Source organism: Acinetobacter sp. AR2-3, assembly GCF_001878775.1.
Classification (GTDB): Bacteria; Pseudomonadota; Gammaproteobacteria; order Pseudomonadales; family Moraxellaceae; genus Acinetobacter; species Acinetobacter lwoffii_D.
Genome location: NZ_MJIQ01000038.1, coordinates 139,187 through 145,192 on the forward strand (window position 1 = coordinate 139,187; position 6,006 = coordinate 145,192).

Genomic DNA, 6,006 nt, shown 5'->3' on the forward strand with positions numbered 1-6,006 from the left:
CTCCCCCCAAGGCGCGCCAAACTTTACCCTATTAAAAATAATATCTAATTAAATTACAAAACAAACACAAATTAGGATAAAAGGCATAAAAAAACAGATAATTGCCAAAAAGCAATTATCTGTCAATTCTTAAAAAATTCAGAATGTTAAGTCATTAACACTTTATGCCTGAGTTACAGGAATACGTAACTCTTTTGGTAAACTAAATGTAATATTTTCTTCGCGGCCATCCAACTCTTGAGGCGCTTTTGCTCCCCAATCTTGTAGTCGCTGAATTACTTGTTTAATTAATATTTCAGGTGCAGATGCTCCTGCAGTTACACCAATTTTTGTGTGCTCATTAAACCAGTCTTGCTGCAACTGATCGGCATTGTCCACCAAATACGCATGCTTACCCATCCGTTCAGCCAATTCACGCAAACGGTTTGAATTAGAGGAATTGGGTGAACCCACAACAAGTACCACATCACAACGTTCTGCCAAGTCACGCACTGCATCCTGACGGTTCTGCGTAGCATAACAAATATCGTCTTTACGTGGACCCTGAATCAGCGGAAACTTCTGGCGCAGAGCATCAATCACTTTCGCTGTATCGTCAATTGATAAAGTGGTTTGCGTGACAAAAGCCACTTTTTCAGGATTACGTATCGTTAAAGCGGCGACATCTTCTTCATCTTCAACCAGATAAATCTCACCGCCATTTTTTTTGTCATATTGCCCCATGGTGCCTTCAACTTCGGGATGGCCCTCATGACCAATCAGGATCGCTTCCACACCTTCACGGGCATATTTGGTCACTTCAATGTGCACCTTAGTCACCAAGGGACAAGTCGCATCAAAAACTTTCAAACCACGATGTTCAGCTTCTTGTTGTACCGCTTTAGAAACACCATGTGCGCTAAAAATCACGATATTATCGTCAGGAACTTCGTCGAGCTCATCGACAAAAATCGCACCGCGCTGACGCAAGTCATCGACCACAAATTTGTTATGCACCACTTCATGCCGCACATAAATTGGTGGGTTAAAGCATTCTAGGGCACGGTTCACGATCGCAATGGCACGATCTACACCAGCACAAAAACCACGCGGATTGGCTAAAACAATTTCCATAGAATCCTCAATACTCACACCATTTTTAGCGGTTCAATTGAAATAAATGTAAACAATCGACTGACAACTATTTAGTTTAAAGCCGCTCTACTCTAAAATAGAGAAGATATTTTATCATATCAGGAAAAATATCATGTCGGGTCTATTGTTTGTCGTTTCTGCAGCGTCTGGAACAGGCAAAACATCCCTTGTTAAAGCCCTACTTGAGCGTGTCAACAATCTTCACGTTTCTGTGTCACACACTACACGCGGTCAACGACCTGGCGAACTCGATGGCGTACACTATCATTTCTCCAACAAAGACGATTTTTTAAATCTGGTCAATGAAGGTGGTTTTATCGAATACGCCGAAGTATTTGGTAATTACTACGGTACTGCGCAAGCCACAGTCAAAGAACAACTGGCCAAAGGTCATGATGTGCTACTGGAAATTGACTGGCAAGGTGCGCAACAGGTTCGTCGACTTTTTCCTGAATCTAAACAAATTTTTATCTTACCACCAAGCCAGTTCGACTTGCGTGAACGCCTGTCTAACCGTGGTACTGACGCAGTTGATGTGATTGAGCATCGTCTGAGCTGCGCGGTAGAAGATATGCAACAATATAGCAACTTTGACTATATCATTATTAATGACGACTTTAATAAAGCACTGCATGACCTTGAAGCGGTGATTATCGCCAACCGCTTAACCCTGTCGCAACAGGCCAACCGTCATGAAAAACTGATTCAGAAACTAATTACCCCAACTGAGCAGTGATTAAAACTTGAGTCTATAAACAAAGCCTTTTATACTGTGCAGTCTGTTAAAATTTATTATTCAAACGAGAATTCTTATGGCACGCGTCACCGTTGAAGATTGTTTAGACCATGTAGACAACCGCTTTGAGCTTGTACTAGTGGCAAGCAAGCGCGCGCGTCAATTGGCACGTCAAGGTATTGAACCAACTGTAGAATGGGACAATGACAAACCGACTGTTGTTGCTTTACGTGAAATCGCTTCAGGTCATGTATCAAAAGACATTTTGAAACAACGTGATCAAGACTATCAAACATCAAGCTTGGATCTTGCACTTTCTGCAAATAATCTAAACTTAGACGGTTTTTCTTTCCAATAAAAGATCGTCACTCAAAAAGCCTAGTTCTAAACTAGGCTTTTTTTGTTATGTGACTTTTATATTTATGCCAGAACGGTTATAACATAAGGGTTAGCTATCAAGTTTGAATGGGTTTTCTGCTCACTAGCAGCAAAAAACCATCAAGCCAGGAAATTCACATTTCTAAAGTGCTTTCAGGTTTTATTTGTAAAAAATTCAGTTGAAAAGGTGTTTTATGCCAGGCCCACAGGTCAGTCAAGCCAAGCAGCAGTTAGAGATCATTATCGATGCGTATTTAAATGAAAGCGATGTCGAACGTGTGCTTGCGGCCTGTGATTATGCAGATATGGCACATGACGGGATTGTGCGTAAAAGTGGTGAACCTTATATTCTGCATCCGATTGCGGTCAGCTGTATCTTGGCGCATATGCGTCTGGACACTGAAACCTTAATGGCCGCCCTGCTGCACGATGTGATTGAAGATACCGAATTTAACAAAGATGATATTAGCAAGATTTTTGGTTTTACCGTCGCAGAACTGGTCGATGGTGTCACCAAACTGAGTCATTCGAGCGATAAAGAATATAATAAAGCGGCTTCTTTCCGGAAAATTCTGCAAGCGACTTTACAAGATCCACGTGTCATTATTGTGAAACTGGCCGACCGTTATCACAACATGACCACTTTGGACGCATTGCGCCCCGACAAACGCGCGCGTATTGCCCGCGAAACCTTTGAAATTTTTGTTCCCATGGCCCGTATTGTCGGCATGAATGAAATGGCCGATAACCTGGAACATCTTTGTTATCAGAATCTAGATCTGGACATGTATAACAATGTGCAGGCCGCCCTGTTGGAAACCAAGCCAAAACGCTGTGAATATCAGGCTAAATGGGAAAAAAACCTGACCGAACTGCTGCAACAGAATGCCATTCAGGGCCGAATTAAGAAGAAAAATAACAATATTGAGCTACTGCGCCACTTCGTTAAAAATGACATCGATCTACAAGAATTAACTCACAGCCATGCTTTTGAAATTATTTTACAGAGCATCGCGGACTGTGACCGACTGGCAGAAATTCTGACCCAAAGCTTTAAAATCCAGAGTTATGAAGATCATATCCGCCGTCCATTACCGGGAGGCAACCAGTCCTTGATGATGCGCTTGAAAGGCGAAGAGACGACCCTGTCGCTCACCATTCAAACCGAACTGATGCGTAAAGCAGCACGTTTTGGCGTCGTACTCGGTGAAAGTGCCCCGCAAGCCTGCCGCTCTGCGATTCAGGCATCAATGCAGAATCTGAATGTACTGGTGGATGGCGAATGTGCCAAAACCACATTCAGTGAATTACTGGACTATTTACATCAGGAAAAAATCTGGGTCTATACCCCGCACGGCCATTTACATGAATTGCCGCAAGGCGCCACGGCGGTCGACTTTGCTTATGCCGCGAGTTTATTCCTAGGCAACCATGCCGTTGGTGCAAAAATTAATAATGAAACTAAACCACTGTCGACTCCTTTAGTCAGTGGTCAGGTAGTCGAGATCATTACTGATGTCCTCGCCACCCCGAATCCGGATTGGCTCAGTTTTATTAATACCCAGAAAGCCCGTCGTGCTATTCAGAATATTCTGCGCGATCAAGATCCAGATGAGCAACGTCTGGTCGGACAACAGGCACTTAATCGTGCACTGAAACTCTTCCATCGTTCTATTCGCGATCTCACTGAAGCCGACTGGAAAAACCTCTTGGAATGGCGCCATGTTTCCAGCAAAGAACAGCTCTTTGAACAGATTGCAGTCGGTGATTTATTACCACAACTGGTGGCCAATCATTTATTTGCCCAAGATCAGCATCAGAATATTGCCAGTTCAGATCGTCTGATTCAGGGAACGGAAGGTGTCGATGTCAAATATGCACATTGCTGCAATCCTGTGCTGGGTGATCCAATTCAGGGGCATTTGACCCGTCGCGGTCTGATTGTGCATCGTGCGCGCTGCCATAACCTGCTGCATGAACAGCATCAGCATCCAGAAAATATCATGTTGTTGCAGTGGACCTCTGATGATCTGGAAGATATCAGCTTTACTGCCTATCTCAGCATTGACCTAGACATGAATGACGAGCAGATTTCCGACCTGATTTACCAATGTCGTAAAGCGCATTCCGGGGTGGAAATGGTGCGCACTCAGGATGACAAAACTTACGTCAATATCGTGGTGCATAACCGTAAACAGATTGCACAGATTATCCGGGATTTACGCATGTATTTCGGTTTCCCGCGAATTATCCGTCTGGCACAGCCCGTCGTTTTCAGTGAAGCCTCTAAAGCGAGTTAATCATTTAAAACGATAGTGCTTTGATCGGCCGAATTGATCGAATATGATGTATGTCGATGATAAAAGGAGAAATTAATGTCCCGCCAAGTAATCCATACTGAAAATGCCCCTGCTGCGATTGGCACTTATTCGCAAGCCATTTTAGTGGGTGATACCTTATATCTATCAGGTCAAATTGGCCTGGATCCTTATAGTATGGAACTGGTTGAAGGCATTGAAGCTCAAATTCGCCGGGTGTTTGATAACTTAAAAGCAGTCTGTGAAGCCGCTGGTGGCTCTTTGGCAGATATTGCCAAACTGAATATTTTCCTGACCGACTTATCTCACTTTCAACTGGTCAATCAAATTATGGGTGAGTATTTTGCCCAGCCCTATCCAGCACGTGCCGCTTTAGGTGTCGCCAGCCTGCCTAAAGATGCTTTGGTTGAAATGGATGGTATTGTCATCATTAATCAATAAGTTATAAAAACCACTTAATTCCCGCCCTGCAATATCTCATTCTAAATCACAAATCACTCTTGTGCGGAAATCTAAGCAGTACTTGGATTTCCGCTCAGATGATGCTTTTTTATCTAAATCATCAATCATGATAAAAGCTATTTCAAATGATTTTTATTGACAAACGATAACAATTATCAATAATATTACTTATCTTATTTAATCACTGTGGTTGTGTCCTATGTACGTTTGTCTATGCCGTGGCATTACAGATCAAGACATTAAAGATGCTATTGCAAATGGCGCTGAAAGTTATCGTGATGTCCGCGATATGTTGGACTTGGGAACTTGCTGTGGCCGCTGTGCACCAGAAGCTCGTATGATCATCAGTGATGAAGTTTCACAAATTGCAGCACGGCTGGCCGTTGCAGCATAAATTTAGAAAGATTTCTCCCTATAAGCATAATGAAAAAAATAATGATCTTTGGTCATTACTCCTCCCCCGCCTTTGACTCTGGCGGGTTTTTATTGTCATTCATCTGAGTCTGAATCGATTCGATGTCGATTTTCATTTGCTGTTCCTTGACATCCTCACCTCTCTAAATAGAGCTGATTCCTCCTGCGAGACGCTTATGCCCAAGCGCAAGTATGTTCTTAGCACTATTCAAGTCCCGCTGCCTATCTAAACATCTATAAAAGTTTATGAATATAAACCTTATTAAATTAAAGATTTATACTTTGTTTACATATAAACTATGAATAATCATGTAGCTTACCATATAACATTTCGATAGTCTTTTTTTGCTCTAAATTAGAAAGCTCTAATTCTTTTATTCTTGCCTTTAAGGTTGCGATTAAAGCATCTTTTGAAGTGTCGGAAGTTTTTTCTAACACAAGTTTATTATCATTTTTCTCTGTACACGACAAATTTCACAGAACCCTTATCCCTGTCTCTTATACACATCTGACGCTGCCGACGATCTTACGCGTGTAGATCTCTGCCTCCTCCGCACCCTTCGA

General features: G+C 42.5%; 7 protein-coding genes. 5 read left to right on the plus strand and 2 right to left on the minus strand.

Features of this window, described 5'->3' with window-relative positions; translation table 11 throughout:
• Positions 1-162: 162 nt before the first annotated feature.
• Positions 163-1,113: a 4-hydroxy-3-methylbut-2-enyl diphosphate reductase gene (gene ispH / locus BFN00_RS07645; protein ID WP_071850953.1), complete on the minus strand. Its 951-nt coding sequence runs from the start codon at positions 1,111-1,113 to the stop codon at positions 163-165.
• 133 nt (positions 1,114-1,246) lie between these two features.
• Here ispH and gmk point away from each other — a divergent pair, with 133 nt between their 5' ends.
• The 5 genes from gmk to BFN00_RS07670 all read left to right on the plus strand — a co-directional run bounded on the left by gmk (position 1,247) and on the right by BFN00_RS07670 (position 5,422).
• Entirely contained in the window at positions 1,247-1,870 is a 624-nt protein-coding gene (gene gmk, locus BFN00_RS07650; protein ID WP_071850954.1) for a guanylate kinase, read from the plus strand.
• Between the two features lie 76 nt (positions 1,871-1,946).
• Positions 1,947-2,228, plus strand: a complete 282-nt coding sequence (rpoZ, locus tag BFN00_RS07655; protein ID WP_004281186.1) for a DNA-directed RNA polymerase subunit omega — start codon at positions 1,947-1,949, stop codon at positions 2,226-2,228.
• A gap of 214 nt (positions 2,229-2,442) precedes the next feature.
• The gene (locus BFN00_RS07660) at positions 2,443-4,548 is read left to right on the plus strand and encodes a RelA/SpoT family protein (protein WP_004732419.1); all 2,106 of its coding nucleotides are present in this window, start codon (positions 2,443-2,445) and stop codon (positions 4,546-4,548) included.
• A 75-nt stretch (positions 4,549-4,623) separates the two neighbouring features.
• Positions 4,624-5,007, plus strand: a complete 384-nt coding sequence (ridA, locus tag BFN00_RS07665; RefSeq protein ID WP_004644973.1) for a deaminase RidA — start codon at positions 4,624-4,626, stop codon at positions 5,005-5,007.
• Positions 5,008-5,227: 220 nt separating this feature from the next.
• Positions 5,228-5,422, plus strand: coding sequence for a bacterioferritin-associated ferredoxin (locus tag BFN00_RS07670; RefSeq protein ID WP_004644972.1), 195 nt, complete (start codon positions 5,228-5,230; stop codon positions 5,420-5,422).
• A gap of 317 nt (positions 5,423-5,739) precedes the next feature.
• Here the strand turns inward: BFN00_RS07670 and BFN00_RS15955 are convergent, their stop codons facing one another.
• The gene (locus tag BFN00_RS15955) at positions 5,740-5,880 is read right to left on the minus strand and encodes a hypothetical protein (RefSeq protein WP_171260773.1); all 141 of its coding nucleotides are present in this window, start codon (positions 5,878-5,880) and stop codon (positions 5,740-5,742) included.
• Between the last annotated feature and the right edge of the window lie 126 nt (positions 5,881-6,006).

Coding starts and splice junctions, on each gene's coding strand:
- BFN00_RS07660 (WP_004732419.1), top strand. CDS start 2,443: ATGCCAGGCCCACAGGTCAGTCAAGCCAAGCAGCAGTTAGAGATCATT.
- gmk (WP_071850954.1), top strand. CDS start 1,247: ATGTCGGGTCTATTGTTTGTCGTTTCTGCAGCGTCTGGAACAGGCAAA.
- ridA (WP_004644973.1), top strand. CDS start 4,624: ATGTCCCGCCAAGTAATCCATACTGAAAATGCCCCTGCTGCGATTGGC.
- BFN00_RS07670 (WP_004644972.1), top strand. CDS start 5,228: ATGTACGTTTGTCTATGCCGTGGCATTACAGATCAAGACATTAAAGAT.
- rpoZ (WP_004281186.1), top strand. CDS start 1,947: ATGGCACGCGTCACCGTTGAAGATTGTTTAGACCATGTAGACAACCGC.
- ispH (WP_071850953.1), bottom strand. CDS start 1,113: ATGGAAATTGTTTTAGCCAATCCGCGTGGTTTTTGTGCTGGTGTAGAT.